17 protein-coding genes are annotated in these 16,575 nt (G+C 64.1%); 10 read left to right on the forward strand and 7 right to left on the reverse strand.

Translation table 11 applies throughout. From position 1 onward, the window contains the following. Positions 1-229 precede the first annotated feature (229 nt). The 6 genes from tusD to BLV15_RS17210 all read left to right on the forward strand — a co-directional run bounded on the left by tusD (position 230) and on the right by BLV15_RS17210 (position 3,688). Entirely contained in the window at positions 230-619 is a 390-nt protein-coding gene (tusD, locus tag BLV15_RS17185; RefSeq protein ID WP_090230918.1) for a sulfurtransferase complex subunit TusD, read from the forward strand. Continuing rightward, positions 619-978, forward strand: coding sequence for a sulfurtransferase complex subunit TusC (gene tusC, locus BLV15_RS17190; RefSeq protein WP_090230919.1), 360 nt, complete (start codon positions 619-621; stop codon positions 976-978). The genes tusD and tusC overlap by 1 nt, the downstream gene beginning before the upstream one ends. Then, the gene (tusB, locus tag BLV15_RS17195) at positions 978-1,277 is read left to right on the forward strand and encodes a sulfurtransferase complex subunit TusB (RefSeq protein WP_090230920.1); all 300 of its coding nucleotides are present in this window, start codon (positions 978-980) and stop codon (positions 1,275-1,277) included. The genes tusC and tusB overlap by 1 nt, the downstream gene beginning before the upstream one ends. Further along, the gene (locus BLV15_RS17200) at positions 1,274-1,609 is read left to right on the forward strand and encodes a TusE/DsrC/DsvC family sulfur relay protein (protein ID WP_090230921.1); all 336 of its coding nucleotides are present in this window, start codon (positions 1,274-1,276) and stop codon (positions 1,607-1,609) included. Before tusB ends, BLV15_RS17200 begins: the two co-directional genes overlap by 4 nt. Positions 1,610-1,617: 8 nt before the next feature. After that, entirely contained in the window at positions 1,618-2,601 is a 984-nt protein-coding gene (locus BLV15_RS17205; protein WP_090230922.1) for a glycosyl transferase family protein, read from the forward strand. Positions 2,602-2,689: 88 nt separating this feature from the next. Then, on the forward strand, positions 2,690-3,688 hold the full coding sequence (locus BLV15_RS17210; protein WP_090230923.1) for a glutathione S-transferase family protein: 999 nt from the start codon (positions 2,690-2,692) through the stop codon (positions 3,686-3,688). 13 nt (positions 3,689-3,701) lie between these two features. Here the strand turns inward: BLV15_RS17210 and cysG are convergent, their stop codons facing one another. The 6 genes from cysG to ftsK all read right to left on the reverse strand — a co-directional run bounded on the left by cysG (position 3,702) and on the right by ftsK (position 11,251). Next, positions 3,702-5,084: a siroheme synthase CysG gene (cysG, locus tag BLV15_RS17215; protein WP_090230924.1), complete on the reverse strand. Its 1,383-nt coding sequence runs from the start codon at positions 5,082-5,084 to the stop codon at positions 3,702-3,704. Between the two features lie 69 nt (positions 5,085-5,153). Continuing rightward, the gene (gene serS / locus BLV15_RS17220; protein WP_090230925.1) at positions 5,154-6,434 is read right to left on the reverse strand and encodes a serine--tRNA ligase; all 1,281 of its coding nucleotides are present in this window, start codon (positions 6,432-6,434) and stop codon (positions 5,154-5,156) included. A 57-nt stretch (positions 6,435-6,491) separates the two neighbouring features. Continuing rightward, positions 6,492-6,866: a fluoride efflux transporter CrcB gene (gene crcB, locus BLV15_RS17225; protein WP_090230926.1), complete on the reverse strand. Its 375-nt coding sequence runs from the start codon at positions 6,864-6,866 to the stop codon at positions 6,492-6,494. Further along, on the reverse strand, positions 6,863-8,188 hold the full coding sequence (locus tag BLV15_RS17230; protein WP_090230927.1) for a replication-associated recombination protein A: 1,326 nt from the start codon (positions 8,186-8,188) through the stop codon (positions 6,863-6,865). The genes crcB and BLV15_RS17230 overlap by 4 nt, the downstream gene beginning before the upstream one ends. Before the next feature lie 18 nt (positions 8,189-8,206). Beyond that, positions 8,207-8,833, reverse strand: coding sequence for an outer membrane lipoprotein periplasmic chaperone LolA (gene lolA / locus BLV15_RS17235; RefSeq protein WP_090230928.1), 627 nt, complete (start codon positions 8,831-8,833; stop codon positions 8,207-8,209). Positions 8,834-8,848: 15 nt separating this feature from the next. After that, a complete protein-coding gene (ftsK, locus tag BLV15_RS17240; RefSeq protein WP_090230929.1) occupies positions 8,849-11,251 on the reverse strand; it encodes a DNA translocase FtsK in 2,403 nt (800 codons plus the stop codon). A gap of 230 nt (positions 11,252-11,481) precedes the next feature. Between ftsK and trxB the strand changes: the two genes are divergently transcribed. The 4 genes from trxB to infA all read left to right on the forward strand — a co-directional run bounded on the left by trxB (position 11,482) and on the right by infA (position 14,236). Continuing rightward, a complete protein-coding gene (trxB, locus tag BLV15_RS17245; protein ID WP_090230930.1) occupies positions 11,482-12,432 on the forward strand; it encodes a thioredoxin-disulfide reductase in 951 nt (316 codons plus the stop codon). A 43-nt stretch (positions 12,433-12,475) separates the two neighbouring features. Next, entirely contained in the window at positions 12,476-13,156 is a 681-nt protein-coding gene (aat, locus tag BLV15_RS17250; RefSeq protein ID WP_090230931.1) for a leucyl/phenylalanyl-tRNA--protein transferase, read from the forward strand. Positions 13,157-13,209: 53 nt separating this feature from the next. Next, positions 13,210-13,917 carry an arginyltransferase gene (locus tag BLV15_RS17255; RefSeq protein ID WP_090230932.1) on the forward strand — a complete coding sequence of 236 codons (708 nt, stop codon included), beginning with the start codon at positions 13,210-13,212 and terminating at the stop codon, positions 13,915-13,917. Positions 13,918-14,017: 100 nt separating this feature from the next. Further along, entirely contained in the window at positions 14,018-14,236 is a 219-nt protein-coding gene (infA, locus tag BLV15_RS17260; protein ID WP_002553999.1) for a translation initiation factor IF-1, read from the forward strand. Positions 14,237-14,303: 67 nt separating this feature from the next. Here infA and clpA read toward each other — a convergent pair whose 3' ends face one another. Then, positions 14,304-16,574 (reverse strand): ATP-dependent Clp protease ATP-binding subunit ClpA, encoded by a 2,271-nt coding sequence (clpA, locus tag BLV15_RS17265; RefSeq protein ID WP_090230933.1) that lies wholly within the window; start codon positions 16,572-16,574, stop codon positions 14,304-14,306. Between the last annotated feature and the right edge of the window lies 1 nt (position 16,575).

A 16,575-nucleotide genomic window follows, 5' to 3' on the forward strand; every position in this document is an offset into this window, starting at 1 on the left:
GATGCGTCGGGCAATGGCACCCGGCTTCTCATAGAGTCACTGACCGCCATTTCCAGAAAGAGTCCCGTAGTAACAGGCAATTACCGGACGAACAGCATGCAGCTTCATAGGAAATCCCGCTTCGACGCAGGGCGGGCCGACGGGGTCTGGTTCCCCGATGCCGATGGGCGCTGCACGGATCGGCAAAGCACCCTATCATGGCGGCCTGTCCGTAAGCCGCGTTCGAGCCATGAAATTCGCCATCGCCCTGTTCGCTCCACCCCATGCGCCGTCGTCACGTCGCGCCCTTCGTTTTGCCGAGGCGGCACTGGCGGGCGGGCATCAGATCGTGCGGCTGTTCTTCTATCAGGACGGTGTGCACAACGCGTCCACCAATCCGGTAACCCCGCAGGACGAACTCGACCTGCCGGCCGCCTGGCGGGAACTGGTCGAGCGGCACTCGCTGGATGCTGTCGTCTGCATCGCCGCGGCCCTGCGCCGTGGCGTTCTGGATGAGGGCGAGGCGCAGCGTTACCAGCGCAGCGCAAGCGTAGCCGCGCCTTGGGAACTGTCCGGATTGGGACAGTTGCATGAAGCGGCGCAGCTCGCCGATCGCCTCGTCTGTTTCGGAGGTCCGTGATGGCCAAGTCGATGTTGCTGGTCTGCAGGCAGTCACCCTGGAGTGGCAGCGGCGCCCGTGAGGCCCTGGATATCGCCCTCGCTGGCGGTGCGTTCGATCTGCCGGTCTCGCTGCTGTTTCTCGACGACGGCGTGCTGCAACTGGCGACCGCGCAGCAGGCCGCCGCCGTCCAGCAGAAGGACCTGAGCGCCAACCTGCGGGCGTTGCCGATGTTCGGTGTCGACGAACTGTACGTCGATCAGCGCAGCCTCGACGCCCGCGGCCTCTCCGCGGAGGCGCTCGACCTACCGGTGACGCCGCTGGACGATGCGGCGTTGCGCACCCTGCTCGATCGTTTCGACCTGCTGGTGACGCTCTGATGACCACCCTGCATCTGCTTTCCCATTCGCCCGTCGGCGATGACCGGTTCGACAGCTGCCTGCGTCTCCTCGGCAGCCGCGATGGTGTACTGCTCACCGGAGACGCCACGTACGCGCTGCGCGGCGACAGCCTGCCCGCGCGCGAGCTGGCCGCCTTGCCGAAAGGCTTCCCACTGTTCGCCCTCGACGAAGACCTGCACGCGCGCGGGCTCAGCGCTCCGGCACACTGCACGGTCGTCGACTATCCGGGCTTCGTCGAGCTGTGCGGCCGTTTCGACAAGGTGAATGGCTGGCTATGAGCAGCATCGACGTCGAAGGACGGAGCATCGCCCTGGACAAGGATGGCTATCTGGTTCGCCTGGATGACTGGTCGCCGGCGGTTGCCGCCGCCCTGGCCGAGCGCGAAGGGCTGGCGCTGCAGACCGCACACTGGGAAATCCTCGACCTGTTGCGCGCCTTCTATGCCGAGTTCCAGCTCTCGCCAGCCACCCGCCCATTGATCAAGTACGTGGCGCTCAAGCTGGGGCCTGAAAAAGGCAACAGCCTGCACCTCAACCACCTCTTCCAGGGTACCCCGGCGAAACTCGCGGCCAAGCTCGCCGGGTTGCCGAAACCGAGCAACTGTCTATGAGTCAGGCTATGAATCTGGTGACGCCCGCCGAACACCCTTTCGCCCATTACGTGCGCATTCTCGGCAAAGGCAAGCGCGGCGCCCGAGGGCTAACCCGCGAGGAAGCGCGCGAGGCCATGGGCTTCCTGCTCGATGGCAAGGTGGAGGACACCCAGCTTGGTGCCTTCCTCATGCTGCTGCGGCACAAGGAAGAAAGCGCCGAAGAGCTTGCCGGCTTCACCGAGGCGGTACGTGCTCGCCTTTCGCCCCCAGCCATTCCCCTCGACCTGGACTGGCCGACCTACGCCGGCAAGAAGCGCCACCTGCCGTGGTTTCTCCTGGCCGCCAAGTGTCTCGCCCGGCACGGCGTGCGCATCCTCATCCATGGCGCCGGTGCGCACACCGCCGGGCGCCTGTACAGCGAGCAACTGCTGGAACTGCTGGACCTGCCCTGCTGCGCCAACTGGGACGAAGTCGCGCAAAGCCTCGACCGCGAGTCCATCGCCTTCATTCCGCTGGGCGCCTGGATGCCGGAGCTGCAGCGGATGATCGACCTGCGCAACATCCTCGGGCTGCGGTCGCCGATCCACTCGCTGGCCCGTGTGCTCAACCCGCTGGGCGCCAGATGCGGCTTGCAGAGTATCTTTCATCCCGGATACCAGGCGGTTCACCGTGAAGCCAGCCACCTGCTGGGCGACACCTCCATCGTGGTCAAAGGCGACGGGGGCGAGATCGAAATCAACCCCGACGCCGCCTCGCACCTCTTCGGTACCGCGAACGGCGAAAACTGGGATGAGGATTGGCCGGCGCTGTCGGCACTCCGCCACGTCAAGCCGGAGCGCCTGGACCCCGCCCATCTGAAGGCCTTCTGGCTGGGCGAAGTGGAAGACAGTTACGGCCAATTGGCGGTGCTGGCGACCATTGCCCTCGGCTTGCGCGCCCTCGGTCGCACGCGCGACGAGGCCTTCGCCCAGGCGAAAACCTGCTGGGAAACCCGCAATCCATCGATGTAGCCGATTCGTATGGGCAGTAACTTGCGCCATTCGATCGAACCTATGCCGGTAGACTCCTCTCCAATCTGAAATTGGCGAGGATATGACGATGGGGCTTCTGATCGACGGGCGCTGGCATGACCAGTGGTACGAGAACGGCGAGGACGGCCGTTTCAAGCGCGAGATGGCCCAGCGCCGCAACTGGATCACCGCAGACGGCGAAGCCGGCCCGAGCGGCAAACCGGGTTTCGCGGCCGAAGCCGGGCGCTATCACCTCTACGTTTCGCTGGCCTGCCCCTGGGCTCACCGCACGCTGATCATGCGCAGGCTAAAGGACCTCGGCGGGCTGATCGACGTCTCTGTCGTCGGATGGTTGATGGCCGAGCAGGGTTGGACCTTCGATCGCGCCTACGGCTCCACCGGCGACCCGCTGGACGGCCTGGACTTCCTGCATCAGCGCTACACGCGCGACGACCCGAAGTACAGCGGCAGGGTGACTGTGCCCCTGCTATGGGACAAGCAGCGCGCGGAGATCGTCAGCAACGAATCCTCCGAGATCATCCGCATGTTCAACAGCGCCTTCGACGGCCTGACCGGCAACACGCTGGATTTCTATCCGCAGGCGCTGCGGGCGGAAATCGACGCGCTCAACGAGCGGATCTATCCGGCGGTCAACAACGGTGTCTATCGCGCCGGGTTCGCCACCACGCAGAAAGCCTATTCGGAAGCCTTCGCCGAGTTGTTCGGTGAGCTCGACCGCCTCGACACCTTGCTGGGCGAACGCCGCTACCTGGCCGGTGAATACCTCACCGAGGCCGATCTGCGGCTGTTCACCACGATGATTCGCTTCGACGCCGTCTACCACGGTCACTTCAAGTGCAACCGCCAGCGCATCGAGGATTACCCGAACCTGTCCAACTGGCTGCGCGAGCTTTACCAGTGGGCGGGGATCGCCGAAACCGTCGACTTCACCCACATCAAGGGGCACTACTACGCCAGTCACAAGACCATCAACCCGACCGGCATCATTCCGGACGGCCCCGCGCTGGACTTCCTGCGCCCGCACGATCGCGAGCGGTTGCCGGGCAAGGGCGTTTGGCAGGCGTGAATCGGCCGGCGCCTCAGGCGTCGGCGGCACCTTCGAACCAGGCCAGCTTTTCATGCAGCCGGACCACCTCGCCGACGATGATCAGCGTCGGCGCATGGACTTCATGGGCGGCGACCACTGCCGGCAGGTCCGCAAGCGTACCGGTGAACACCCGCTGTGCGGCGGTGGTGCCCTGCTGTACCAGCGCTGCCGGCGTACTCGATGCGCACCCGTGCGCGATCAGCCGCTCGCAGATCACCGGTAGCCCGACGAGGCCCATGTAGAACACCAGCGTCTGTCCGGGCGAGGTCAGATCGGCCCAGGGCAGGTTGTAGCTGTCGTCCTTCAAATGTCCGGTGACGAAACGCACCGACTGGGCGTAGTCGCGGTGGGTAAGCGGAATCCCGGCGTAGGCCGCACAGCCACTGGCGGCGGTGATGCCGGGCACCACCTGGAACGGAATGCCGCGCGCCGCCAGGCCTTCGATTTCCTCGCCGCCACGACCAAAGATGAACGGATCGCCACCCTTGAGGCGAAGTACTCGTTTGCCTTCTTGCGCTAGCTCGATGAGCATCTGGTTGATGCGTTCCTGGGTCACCGCATGCTCGGCGCGGCGCTTGCCGACATAGATACGCTCGGCGTCGCGGCGACAAAGCTCGACGATCGCCGGGGCGACGAGTCGGTCATAGAGCACCACATCGGCCTGCTGCATCAGACGCAGGGCGCGGAAGGTCAGCAGGTCGGGATCGCCCGGGCCGGCGCCGACCAGGTACACCTCGCCGCCGGACGGCTTGGGCGCGCCGGCCAACTGGTTTTCCAGCAGACGCTGGGCTTCATCGCCCTGCCCGGCCAGCATGCGTTCGGCGATCGGCCCCTGGAATACGTCTTCCCAGAACACCCGGCGCTCGCGGACGTTGGGAAACAGCGCCTTCACCCGCGAGCGGAACCGTTTGGCCAGGCCGGCGAGCTCGCCGTAGCGCGCCGGAATCCAGGTCTCGACGCGGGCGCGGATCAGCCGCGCCAGCACCGGGGCGTCGCCGCCGCTGGACACCGCGACGATCAGCGGCGAGCGGTCGACGATGGCGGGGAATATCACGCTGCACAACGCCGGGGCGTCCACTACGTTGACCGGAATCCCCAGCGCCTTGGCTTCGCTGGATATCCGTGCGTTCAGGGGCTCATCGTCAGTGGCGGCGATAACCAGGCAGGCGCCCTGCAGATCGCCGCTCGCATAGCCGCGTCGATGCGCGCCCTCACCGGCCAGGGCCAGCAGCTCGGGGCAGATCTCCGGTGCGACGACGCGCAACTCAGCGCCGGCATCGGCGAGCAGGCGCGACTTGCGCAGCGCCACCTCGCCACCGCCGACGAGCAGCACGCGACGACCCTGGAGGTTATGGAAAAGCGGGAGATAGTCCATGGCGGCCTGCGAGGAAGACGCGACGAGTCAGGAGCGTCGCCGGATACGCGGTATCCGGCGACGGAATCATCAACCGATGAGGTCGATACCGCCCATGTAGGGCTTGAGCACTTCGGGCACGCGGATCGAACCGTCGGCCTGCTGGTAGTTCTCCAGCACAGCGACCAACGTCCGGCCGACGGCCAGGCCGGAGCCGTTGAGCGTGTGCAGCAGCTCGGGCTTGCCGGTTTCCGGATTGCGATAGCGCGCCTGCATGCGGCGCGCCTGGAAGTCACCGCAGTTCGAGCAGGAGGAAATCTCGCGGAACTTGTCCTGGCTCGGCACCCAGACTTCCAGGTCGTAGGTCTTGGTCGCGCCGAAGCCCATGTCGCTGGTGCAGAGTGCGAGCACGCGGTACGGGAGTTCGAGCAACTGCAGGACGCGCTCGGCATTGGCCGTCAGGTTCTCCAGCGCCTCGTAGGAGGTGGCGGGATCGACGATCTGCACCATCTCCACCTTGTCGAACTGATGCTGGCGGATCATCCCGCGGGTATCGCGACCCGACGCGCCGGCCTCGCTGCGGAAGCAGGGAGTGTGGGCGACGAATTTCAGCGGCAGCAGCTTCGGATCGATGATCTGCCCGGCCACGATGTTGGTCAGGGAGACTTCGGCGGTCGGGATCAGGTACAGGTCTGCCTGATCCTCACGGGCGATGCGGAACAGGTCTTCCTCGAACTTCGGCAACTGGCCGGTGCCCTGCAGTGCCGAGGCTTGCACCAGATAAGGCGTGTAGGCCTCCTCGTAACCGTGCTCGGCGGTGTGCAGGTTGATCATGAATTGCGCAAGGGCGCGGTGCAGTCGGGCGATCGGCCCGCGCAGCAGGGCGAAGCGCGCGCCGGAAAGCTTGGCGGCCGTCTCGAAATCGAGCCAGCCATGCCGTTCGCCAAGGCTCACGTGGTCCTGAACCGGGAAATCGAAGACCTTCGGCGTACCCCAGCGGCGCACTTCGACGTTGCCCTCCTCGTCCGCGCCGACCGGCACGGATTCGTGCGGCAGGTTGGGGATGCCCAGCAGCAGGTTGTCCAGCTCCTGCTGGATGCCGTCCAGCTCGCGCTTGCCCTCGTCCAGCTCGCTGCCCATGCGGTCGACCTCGGCCAGCAGCGGCGCGATGTCCTCACCGCGCTGCTTGGCCTGACCGATGCTCTTGGAACGGGCATTGCGCTCGGCCTGCAGTTGTTCGGTGCGGGTCTGGACGCTCTTGCGCTGGGCTTCGAGCGCTTCGATACGCGTGACGTCCAACGAATAGCCACGCGTGGCCAGGCGTGCGGCGACGTCGTGTAGTTGGCTGCGTATCAACTTGGAATCGAGCATGTGCAAATCTCAGCTGGAACCTAAAGGAGGACGCCGGCAGTCGCCGGCGACAGGAATTCAAAGGCGTGCGAAGGATAAACCGGCCCAGACCGCTAATAAACCGCCGAGGATGCTGCAGCCCAGGTAACCGATGGCGAGGCCCGTCTGGCCGCCCTCGAACAACCGTACCACTTCCATGCTGAACGAGGAAAAGGTGGTCAGGCCGCCGAGTACGCCGACGGTGAGGCCAACGCGCAGCTCGATGGGCAGGTCGGTGCGGATCAGGAACAGGCCGTACAGGTAGCCGATGGCGAGGCAGCCGACGATGTTCACCGCGAAGGTGCCGAGAAAGTAGTGACGCGGCCAGTGGCTGACCATCCAGGCAGAGGTCAGGAAACGGGCGACCGAGCCCAGCGCCCCGCCCAGGGCAACAGCGATGATCAGGCGGATCATGGCTTTCTCCGTTTCCTGGGGCTCGCCCGGTCCAGTGCCGCAAGGTGATCGAGCTTGTCGCGGATCTTGCTTTCCAGGCCACGCGGCACCGGCTGGTAGTACTGGCGCGGCTGCATGTCTTCCGGAAAATAGTCCTCGCCCGCGGCGTAGGCGTCCGGCTCGTCGTGGGCGTAGCGGTATTCCTCGCCGTAGCCCAACTGCTTCATCAGCTTGGTCGGCGCGTTGCGCAAGTGCAGCGGCACCTCGTGCGAGCCGTTCTCGGCGACATCGCGCATGGCGGCGTTGAAGCCCGTGTAGACCGCGTTGCTCTTCGGCGCGCAGGCCAGGTAGACGATCGCCTGGGCAATCGCCAGCTCGCCCTCGGGGCTGCCAAGGCGCTCCTGGACGTTCCAGGCGTCGAGGCACAGCGCCAGCGCGCGCGGATCGGCATTGCCGACCTCTTCGCTCGCCATGCGCACGACCCGCCGCGCCAGGTACAGCGGATCGCAACCACCGTCGATCATCCGGGCGAACCAGTACAGCGCCGCGTCCGGGTTGGAGCCGCGCACCGACTTGTGCAGCGCGGAAATCTGGTCGTAGAAGGCTTCTCCGCCCTTGTCGAAGCGCCGCCGGCTGTCGCCAAGCAGGCTCTGCAGCAGGCTCACGCCGATCTCGCCGTCGTCCTCGGCGAGGTCGGAGGCGTTTTCCAGCAAGTTGAGCAGCCGGCGACCATCGCCGTCGGCCGCGGCCAGGAGAATCTGGAAGCTTTCCTCGGGCAGGCTCAGGTGGCGCTGTCCGAGCCCCTTGTCCTCACCCAGCGCACGCTCCACCAGCTTGCGCATCGCCGCTTCGTCGAGACTCTTGAGCACGTAGACCCGCGCCCGCGAGAGCAGCGCGTTGTTGAGCTCGAACGAGGGATTCTCCGTGGTCGCGCCGATGAAGATCAGCGTGCCGTCCTCCACGTACGGGAGAAAGGCGTCCTGCTGGCTCTTGTTGAAACGGTGCACTTCGTCGACGAAGAGGATGGTCCGGCGACCGTACTGCGCGGCCTGCTGCTTGGCCATCTCGACCGCCTGGCGAATTTCCTTGACCCCGGAAAGCACCGCCGAAATCGTCTCGAAATGCGCTTCCGAGACCTGCGCCAGCAGTCGCGCCAGGGTGGTCTTGCCGACACCGGGCGGGCCCCAGAAGATCATCGAGTGCAGCACGCCCTGCTCAAGCGCCTCGCGCAGCGGCTTGCCGCGCGCTAGAAGGTGCTCCTGACCGACGTACTCGTCCAGCGTGGCGGCGCGTAAACGCGCAGCCAGCGGCTGGGCTACCGGGTCAGAGCGGAACAGGTCCATGGGAAACGCGCGAGCCTCTTATTCCTGAATGACGTCGGCGCCTTCGGGAATCTTGAAGTCGAATTGCCCGGCGTCGATCGGCTGATTCATTTTCACGCCGAGGAACAGGATGTTGGTGCGCTGGCCAACGCTGTCGATCAGCTGCATGTCGTTGATGGTGCCGTTGCGGAAGGACACGCGCAGGTTGTCGAACAGCGTGTCCTTGGCCTTGGGCTTGAGCACGAAATCGACCACGCCGCCGGCTTCCTTGTGGCTGATCTCGAAGTTCTCGCTGATCTGCGAGACGTCGCCGGACAGCAGCAGCGCGGGCGTGTGGGTCAGGCGCTGGTCGAGCTTCTGCACGGTGACCTGCTGCAGGTCGGGATCGTACAGCCAGACCTTCTCGCCATTCGACACCAGCAGTTGCTCCTGCGGCGCGTCGGTGTGCCAGCGGAACAGCCCCGGGCGTTTCAACGCCAGCTCGCCCGCAGTTTCCTGCAGGTTGGCGCCGGAGGCGTCGAGGGTCAGCTGGGTGAAGCGCGAGGTCAGGGTCTGCGCTTGCTGGAGCAGTTCGGTCAGGCGCTTCACCGACGCATCCTGGTCGGCGTGAGCCGGCATGGCGGCGAAACCCAGCAGGGACAGCAACAGCACGCGAAACAGGCGCATGGAAATCCTCATCAGTCAGTCGCGGGTCGGCCCCGGCGCGATCACTTCGCGCGAGCCATTGGTGTTCATCGAAGTCACTACGCCGGCCATTTCCATCGATTCGATCATCCGCGCGGCGCGGTTGTAGCCGATCTTCAGCTTGCGCTGCACGGCGGAAATCGACGCGCGGCGGCTTTCCAGCACGAAGTTGACCGCCTCGTCGTAGAGCGGATCGTCCTCGCTGTCGTCGCCACCCTCGCCGCTGCCGCCTTCGAAGCCGCTGCCGGCCTCCTCGACGCCGGCCAGGATGTCCTGGTTGTAATCCGGCGCGCCACGCAGCTTCCAGGCCTCGACCACGCGGTGCACTTCCTCGTCGGAAACGAAGGCGCCATGAACGCGAATCGGCAGGCTGGTGCCCGGCGGCATGTAGAGCATGTCGCCGTGACCGAGCAGCTGTTCCGCACCGCCCTGATCGATGATGGTCCGCGAGTCGATCTTGCTCGACACCTGGAAGGCCATGCGGGTCGGGATGTTGGCCTTGATCAGGCCGGTGATCACGTCCACCGAGGGGCGCTGGGTGGCGAGGATCAGGTGGATGCCTGCAGCCCGCGCCTTCTGTGCGATACGCGCGATCAGCTCTTCGACCTTCTTGCCAACGATCATCATCATGTCGGCAAATTCGTCGACCACCACCACGATGGTCGGCAGGTGCTCGAGCAGCGGCGCCTCGTCGTGCATGTTCTCGCGCTTGTAGAGCGGATCGGCGAGCGGCGTGCCCGCTTCCTCGGCCTCCTTCACCTTACGATTGAAGCCGGCCAGGTTGCGCACGCCCATCTTCGACATCAGCTTGTAGCGCCGCTCCATCTCGGCAACGCTCCAGCGCAGCGCGTTGGCCGCCTCCTTCATGTCGGTGACGACCGGACAGAGCAGGTGCGGAATGCCTTCGTAGATCGACAGTTCGAGCATCTTAGGGTCGATCATGATCAGTCGCGCGTCCTTCGGACCGGACTTGAACAGGATCGACAGGATCATCGCGTTGACGCCCACCGATTTACCGGAGCCGGTGGTGCCCGCAACCAGCAGGTGCGGCATCTTCGCCAGGTCGGTGATGATCGGCTTGCCGCCGATGTCGTGGCCCAGGGCCAGGGTGACCGGCGACTTGGCATCATCGTATTCGCTGGATTCGAGCACTTCGGAGAAGCGCACGATCTGACGGTCCTCGTTAGGAATCTCGATGCCGACCGTGGTCTTGCCTGGAATGACCTCGACCACCCGCACGCTGATCACCGCCAGTGAGCGCGCGAGGTCCTTGGCCAGGTTGGAAATGCGGCTGACCTTGACGCCGATGCCGGGCTGAATCTCGAAGCGGGTGATCACCGGGCCCGGATGCACGGACTCGACGATCACTTCGACGCCGAATTCCTTGAGCTTGATTTCCAGCAGCCGCGACATGGCCTCGAGGGATTCCGGGGAAAAACTCTTCTGCTTCTTCTCGGCGCGGTCGAGGATCGAGATGGGCGGCAGCGAACCCTCGATGGCGCTGTCGACGAACAACGGCGCCTGCTTTTCCTTCAGCACCCGCTTGCTCGGCTCGGCGGCTTTCGCCGGTGCCGGCGGCGTGATCACCGGGGGTTGGCGCTTCTCGCGTTCGCTCATGTGCTTGGTCAGCGCTTCTTCGCGCTCGATCAGGCGTTCCTTGACCTTGGCCTGCTCGCGACGGTCGGGCACCAGCGGCGCGGCCACGGTACTCACCCGGTCGTCCACCTCGCGCAACTGGGCGACCAGCTGCTTGCGGTTGTTGCGAGCGCTCCACCAGCGGTTCATGCCGCTCTGGATCAACTCCAGCAAATCGAGGGTGATCTTGCCGGTGATGTCCATCACGCGGAACCAGGACAGGTCGGCGAATACGGTGAGGCCGAAGAGGAACAGCGCCAGGAACAGCAGCGTGCTGCCCTGCACGTTCAGCGCGGCGACGGCCAGCTGGCCGAGGCTCTCGCCCAGCGCACCGCCTGCCGATGCCGGCATGCTGTTGGTGGAATGGAAGTGGATATAAGCAAGCGCTGCGCCGGAGAGAATCAGGAACACCAGGCCGATCAGACGCCAGGAAAACAGCCAGCCGTTCCACTGCCAGGGCTGATGACGGTTACGGAACACCTGCCAGGTCTTCACTGCCAACAACAAGGGGAACAGGTAGGCGAAATAGCCGAGTGCCATGAACAGGATGTCGGCGAACCAGGCGCCGGCACGGCCGGCAGCGTTCTGCACCTGCTCCACGCGGCTGGTGTGCGACCAGCCCGGATCGTTCTGGTCGTAAGTGAGCAACGCCATCCACAGGTACAGGCAAAGCGCACCCAAGGCGATCAGCGCGCCCTCCTTCAGGCGGTAGTTCAGTTGCTGTCGCCAGGGAGGGGTTTGGAGGGTAGAACTGGAATTCTTCAAAACACGTCTTTCCTGCGCTCGGGGCGCGCCAACTAACGATGACGGCGAAAATGCGGCCCATTGTACGGCTTTGCCAAGGCGCTGCCCATGTCGACCGCCCGGGCGCGGTGTCGGAAAACCGCTGCTCCCCGCTCGCCCATTCTTCGGTGTAGCATAATTGGCATTCCCTTGCGTGCGGCCCAATTGGAGCATGCATTCTCTTTTGTGACAAAGGCTTATGGAGTCTTTTTATGGGTGAAGTCAAGCATTCGCGGCTGATCGTTCTGGGCTCCGGCCCCGCGGGCTACACCGCTGCGGTGTACGCCGCCCGGGCCAATCTGAAGCCGCTGGTGATCACCGGAATCCAGCCCGGTGGACAGCTCACCACTACTACCGAAGTCGACAACTGGCCCGGCGATGTCGAGGGGCTGACCGGCCCGGCGCTGATGGAGCGCATGCAGAAACACGCCGAGCGCTTCGATACCGAGATCGTCTACGACCATATCCATACCGCCGAGTTGCAGCAGCGTCCGTTCACCCTCAAGGGCGACAACGCCACCTACACCTGCGATGCCCTGATCATTTCCACCGGCGCCTCTGCCCAGTACCTCGGCTTGCCTTCCGAGGAGGCCTTCGCCGGGCGCGGCGTGTCCGCTTGCGCCACCTGTGACGGCTTTTTCTACCGCAACCAGGTGGTCTGCGTGGTGGGCGGTGGCAACACCGCCGTCGAGGAAGCCCTGTATCTGTCGAACATCGCCAAGGAGGTCCATCTGGTCCACCGTCGCGACAAGCTGCGCTCGGAGAAGATCCTGCAGGACAAGCTGTTCGACAAAGCTGCCAACGGCAACGTCCGCATCCACTGGAACCATGCGCTGGACGAGGTCCTGGGCGATGCCAGCGGCGTGACCGGCGTGCGCCTGAAAGACACCCTGAGCGGAACGACCAGGGAACTGCCGCTGGCCGGCGTTTTCATCGCCATCGGCCACAAACCCAACACCGACCTGTTCCGGGGCCAGTTGGAAATGCGTGACGGCTACCTGATCGTGCGCGGCGGCGGTGAAGGCAACGCCACAGCCACCAGCATCGAGGGCGTGTTCGCCGCCGGCGACGTGGCCGACCACGTCTATCGCCAGGCGATCACTTCGGCAGGCGCCGGCTGCATGGCCGCGCTGGACGCCGAAAGATTCCTCGACGATATCTGAGCCTTCGGGCGGGCCAGTGGCCTGCCCGTCGCCCTCCCCCACCATGCTGACCTGGCTCTCCCGCGATTCGCTGGAATTCCCCCCGCTGAGCAAAGCCATGCGCGAGCCCAATGGCCTGCTCGCCGCCGGTGGCGATCTCAGCGTCGAACGCCTGATCCGGGCCTATCGACATGGCTGCTTCCCGTGGTTCCAGGATGGCCAGCCCATACTCTGGTGGTCGCCCGACCCGCGCACCGTTCTGCCGCCCGAAGCGCTTCACGTTTCCCGCAGCCTGGCGAAGGTTCTTCGCCAGCAACGCTTCCGTGTGACGTTCGACCAAGCCTTCATCGACGTCCTGCAGGGCTGCGCCGGACCTCGCGCCTACAGCGACGGCACCTGGATCACCCATCCGATGCAGCAGGCCTACCTGCGCCTGCACGAGTTGGGCTTCGCCCATTCAGTGGAGGTGTGGCTGGACGATGAACTGGTGGGCGGGCTCTATGGATTGGCGATGGGGCAACTGTTCTTCGGCGAGTCGATGTTCAGTCGCGCCGACAATGCCTCCAAGGTGGGTTTCGTTACGCTGGTCGAGCGTTTGCAGCAGTGGGGTTTCGTCCTGATCGATTGCCAGATGCCCACCCAGCACCTGCAGAGTTTCGGCGCACGCTCGATTTCCCGCGTCGAGTTCGCCGGGTGGCTCGAACGCCACCTGGATCAACCGACGACCGCCGACTGGCTCGTCTAGGCGTCACCGGCAGCCTGGCTTACACTGGCGTCAGGTTCACCCGAGTGCCGACGATGACAGAGCTGGCTCGCCTGAAGTTCTACGCCACCCAGCCTCATCCATGCAGCTATCTGCCCGGCGAGCAGGCCACCACCCTGTTCCTCGATCCCAGCCAGCTCATGGATGCGCAGGTGTATGCCGGGCTGTCGGAGATGGGCTTTCGTCGCAGTGGCGATCACCTCTACAGACCTCACTGCCAGCGCTGCTCGGCCTGTGTCCCGGCACGTATTCCAGCCGACCAGTTCCAACCCAATCGCCAGCAGAAACGCATCCTCAAGCGTAATGCCGACCTGTGCGTCATGCCGGTACGGCCCAAGTTCAGCGAAGAGTATTACGCGCTCTACGCGCGCTACATCGAACAGCGCCACGCCGATGGCGATATGTATCCGCCGAGTCGCGATCAATTCAGCACCTTTCTCGTCCGCGACCTGAATTTCGCGCGCTTCTACGAGTTCCGTCTTGGCGACCGGCTGATGGCGATCGCGGTCACCGACCTGCTGCCGAACGGTCTTTCCGCGGTTTACACCTTCTACGACCCCGATGAAGAACGCCGCAGCCTCGGCCGCTACGCCATCCTCTGGCAGATCGGCGAGACCGCACGTCTTGGCCTCCACGCGGTCTACCTCGGCTACTGGATCAAGAATTGTCGGAAGATGAATTACAAGACCCAGTACCGGCCGATAGAGCTGTTCGTCAACCAGCGCTGGGTCGCTCTGACCTGAATCGCTTGGCGACAAGACACATTTTCGGGCACAATGCACGCCGCTTTTGCCAGGCGCCGTTTGCGTCCGGCTACCTATAGAACACCGAGGGCTTTACTGAATGTCGAAAGAAGACAGCTTCGAAATGGAAGGCACTGTCGTCGACACCCTACCCAACACCATGTTCCGAGTGGAGTTGGAAAACGGGCACGTCGTTACCGCGCACATCTCCGGAAAGATGCGCAAGAACTACATCCGCATTCTCACCGGCGACAAGGTTCGTGTTGAACTGACACCCTACGACTTGAGCAAAGGCCGCATCACCTACCGCGCCCGCTGAAGTTTTCGCATCATGAAAAACGCCCGGTCTAGCCGGGCGTTTTCGTTGTTGCGCAATACGGAAGCGGCTAGGCCACCTCCGCCGTGGTTTCGAACTCGAAGGCCAATTCACCGGCCTCGACATCGATGTGCACGATTCCGCCATGCTCTGCGAGTTCGCCGAACAGGATCTCTTCGGCCAGAGGACGCTTGATCTTGTCCTGAATCAGGCGCGCCATCGGCCGAGCCCCCATCTGCGCATCGTAGCCACGCTCCGCCAGCCAGCCGCGAGCGGCATCGCTGACTTCGAGTTGCACGCGCTTGTCCTCGAGCTGCGCCTGCAATTCGGTGAGGAACTTGTCGACGATGCTCTTGATCACTTCGGTGCTCAGACGGCCGAACTGGATGATGGTGTCCAGGCGGTTGCGGAACTCGGGAGTGAAGCTCTTCTTGATGACTTCCATGGCATCCGAAGAGTGATCCTGATGGGTGAAGCCGATCGAGGCGCGCGAGGCGGTTTCCGCACCGGCGTTGGTGGTCATGATCAGGATCACGTTGCGGAAGTCCGCCTTGCGCCCGTTATTGTCGGTCAGCGTGCCGTGGTCCATCACCTGCAGCAGCAGGTTGAAGACTTCCGGGTGCGCCTTCTCGATCTCATCGAGCAGCAACACGCAATGCGGCTGCTTGGTGATCGCTTCCGTTAGCAGGCCGCCCTGGTCGAAGCCGACGTAGCCCGGAGGCGCGCCGATCAGCCGGGAAACGGTGTGGCGTTCCATGTACTCCGACATGTCGAAGCGCACCAGCTCGATGCCCATGGCTTTCGCCAATTGCCGCGCCGCTTCGGTCTTGCCGACACCGGTCGGTCCGGCGAAGAGGAACGAGCCCACCGGCTTGTCCGGTGCCTTCAATCCCGCACGAGACAGCTTGATTGCCGTAGACAGCGAGTCGATGGCTGCATCCTGGCCGAACACCGTGAGCTTGAGGTCGCGCTCCAGGTTACGCAGCAGTTCCTTGTCGTCGCTGGACACGTGTTTGGGAGGAATACGGGCGATCTTCGCCACGATGTCTTCCACCTGCGCCACGTCGATGCGCGCGACACGCCGCTCTTCGGGCTGGAGACGCTGATAGGCGCCCGCCTCGTCGATCACGTCGATGGCCTTGTCGGGCATGTGTCTGTCGTTGATGTAGCGTGACGCCAGCTCGGCGGCGGCGCGCAGCGCCTCATCGCTGTACTCGATGTGGTGATGCTGTTCAAAACGAGCTTTCAGGCCGCGCAGGATGCCGACGGTGTCCTCCACGGAAGGTTCGACCACATCGACCTTCTGGAAGCGCCGAGCGAGTGCGCGATCTTTCTCGAAGATGCCGCGGAATTCCTGGAAGGTCGTCGAGCCGATGCAACGGATCTCGCCGGAAGACAGCAGCGGCTTGAGCAGGTTGGACGCATCCATCACGCCGCCCGAAGCTGCGCCGGCGCCGATGATCGTGTGGATCTCATCGATGAAGAGGATCGCATGAGGCCGCTTGCGCAACTCGTTGAGCAGCGCCTTGAAGCGTTTCTCGAAGTCACCGCGGTACTTGGTGCCCGCCAGCAGCGCGCCCAGGTCTAGGGAGAAAACGATGCTATCGGCGAGAAGGTCAGGTACCTGGCCATCAACGATGCGCTTGGCCAGGCCTTCGGCGATCGCCGTTTTGCCGACACCGGCCTCGCCAACCAGCAGTGGGTTGTTCTTGCGCCGACGGGCCAGGATCTGAGCCACACGCTCAACTTCGCTTTCGCGCCCGACCAGCGGGTCGATACGGCCCTGACGAGCGAGCTCGTTCAGGTTGCTGGCGTAAGCTTCCAGCGGATGATTGGTGGAGACGGCTTCACCACCTTCCTCATCGTTGATTTCCTGCTCGCCGTCACCCTGATCACCCTGACCAGGCACCTTGGAAATGCCATGGGCGATGAAGTTGACGACGTCGATGCGGGCAACGCTCTGCTGCTTGAGCAGGAAAACCGCCTGGCTCTCCTGCTCGCTGAAGATGGCGACCAGCACATTCGCGCCGGTTACTTCGCGCTTTCCAGAACTTTGCACATGGAAAACGGCGCGCTGCAGAACTCGCTGAAACCCGAGCGTGGGCTGAGTTTCGCGTTCTTCATCATGCTGCGGAATGAGCGGAGTGGTCGAGTCGATGAACTCCTGCAACTCGTGCCGGAGCTTGTCGAGGCTGGCGCCGCAGGCACGCAATACGGTGGCTGCAGCTTCGTTATCCAACAGGGCCAGGAGCAGGTGTTCCACCGTCATGAATTCATGACGCTTGGAACGGGCTTCCTTGAAGGCCAGATTGAGGGTGACTTCGAGTTCGCGGTTCAACATA

The sequence above is a fragment of the Pseudomonas kuykendallii genome (assembly GCF_900106975.1).
GTDB classification, from domain to species: Bacteria; Pseudomonadota; Gammaproteobacteria; order Pseudomonadales; family Pseudomonadaceae; genus Pseudomonas_O; species Pseudomonas_O kuykendallii.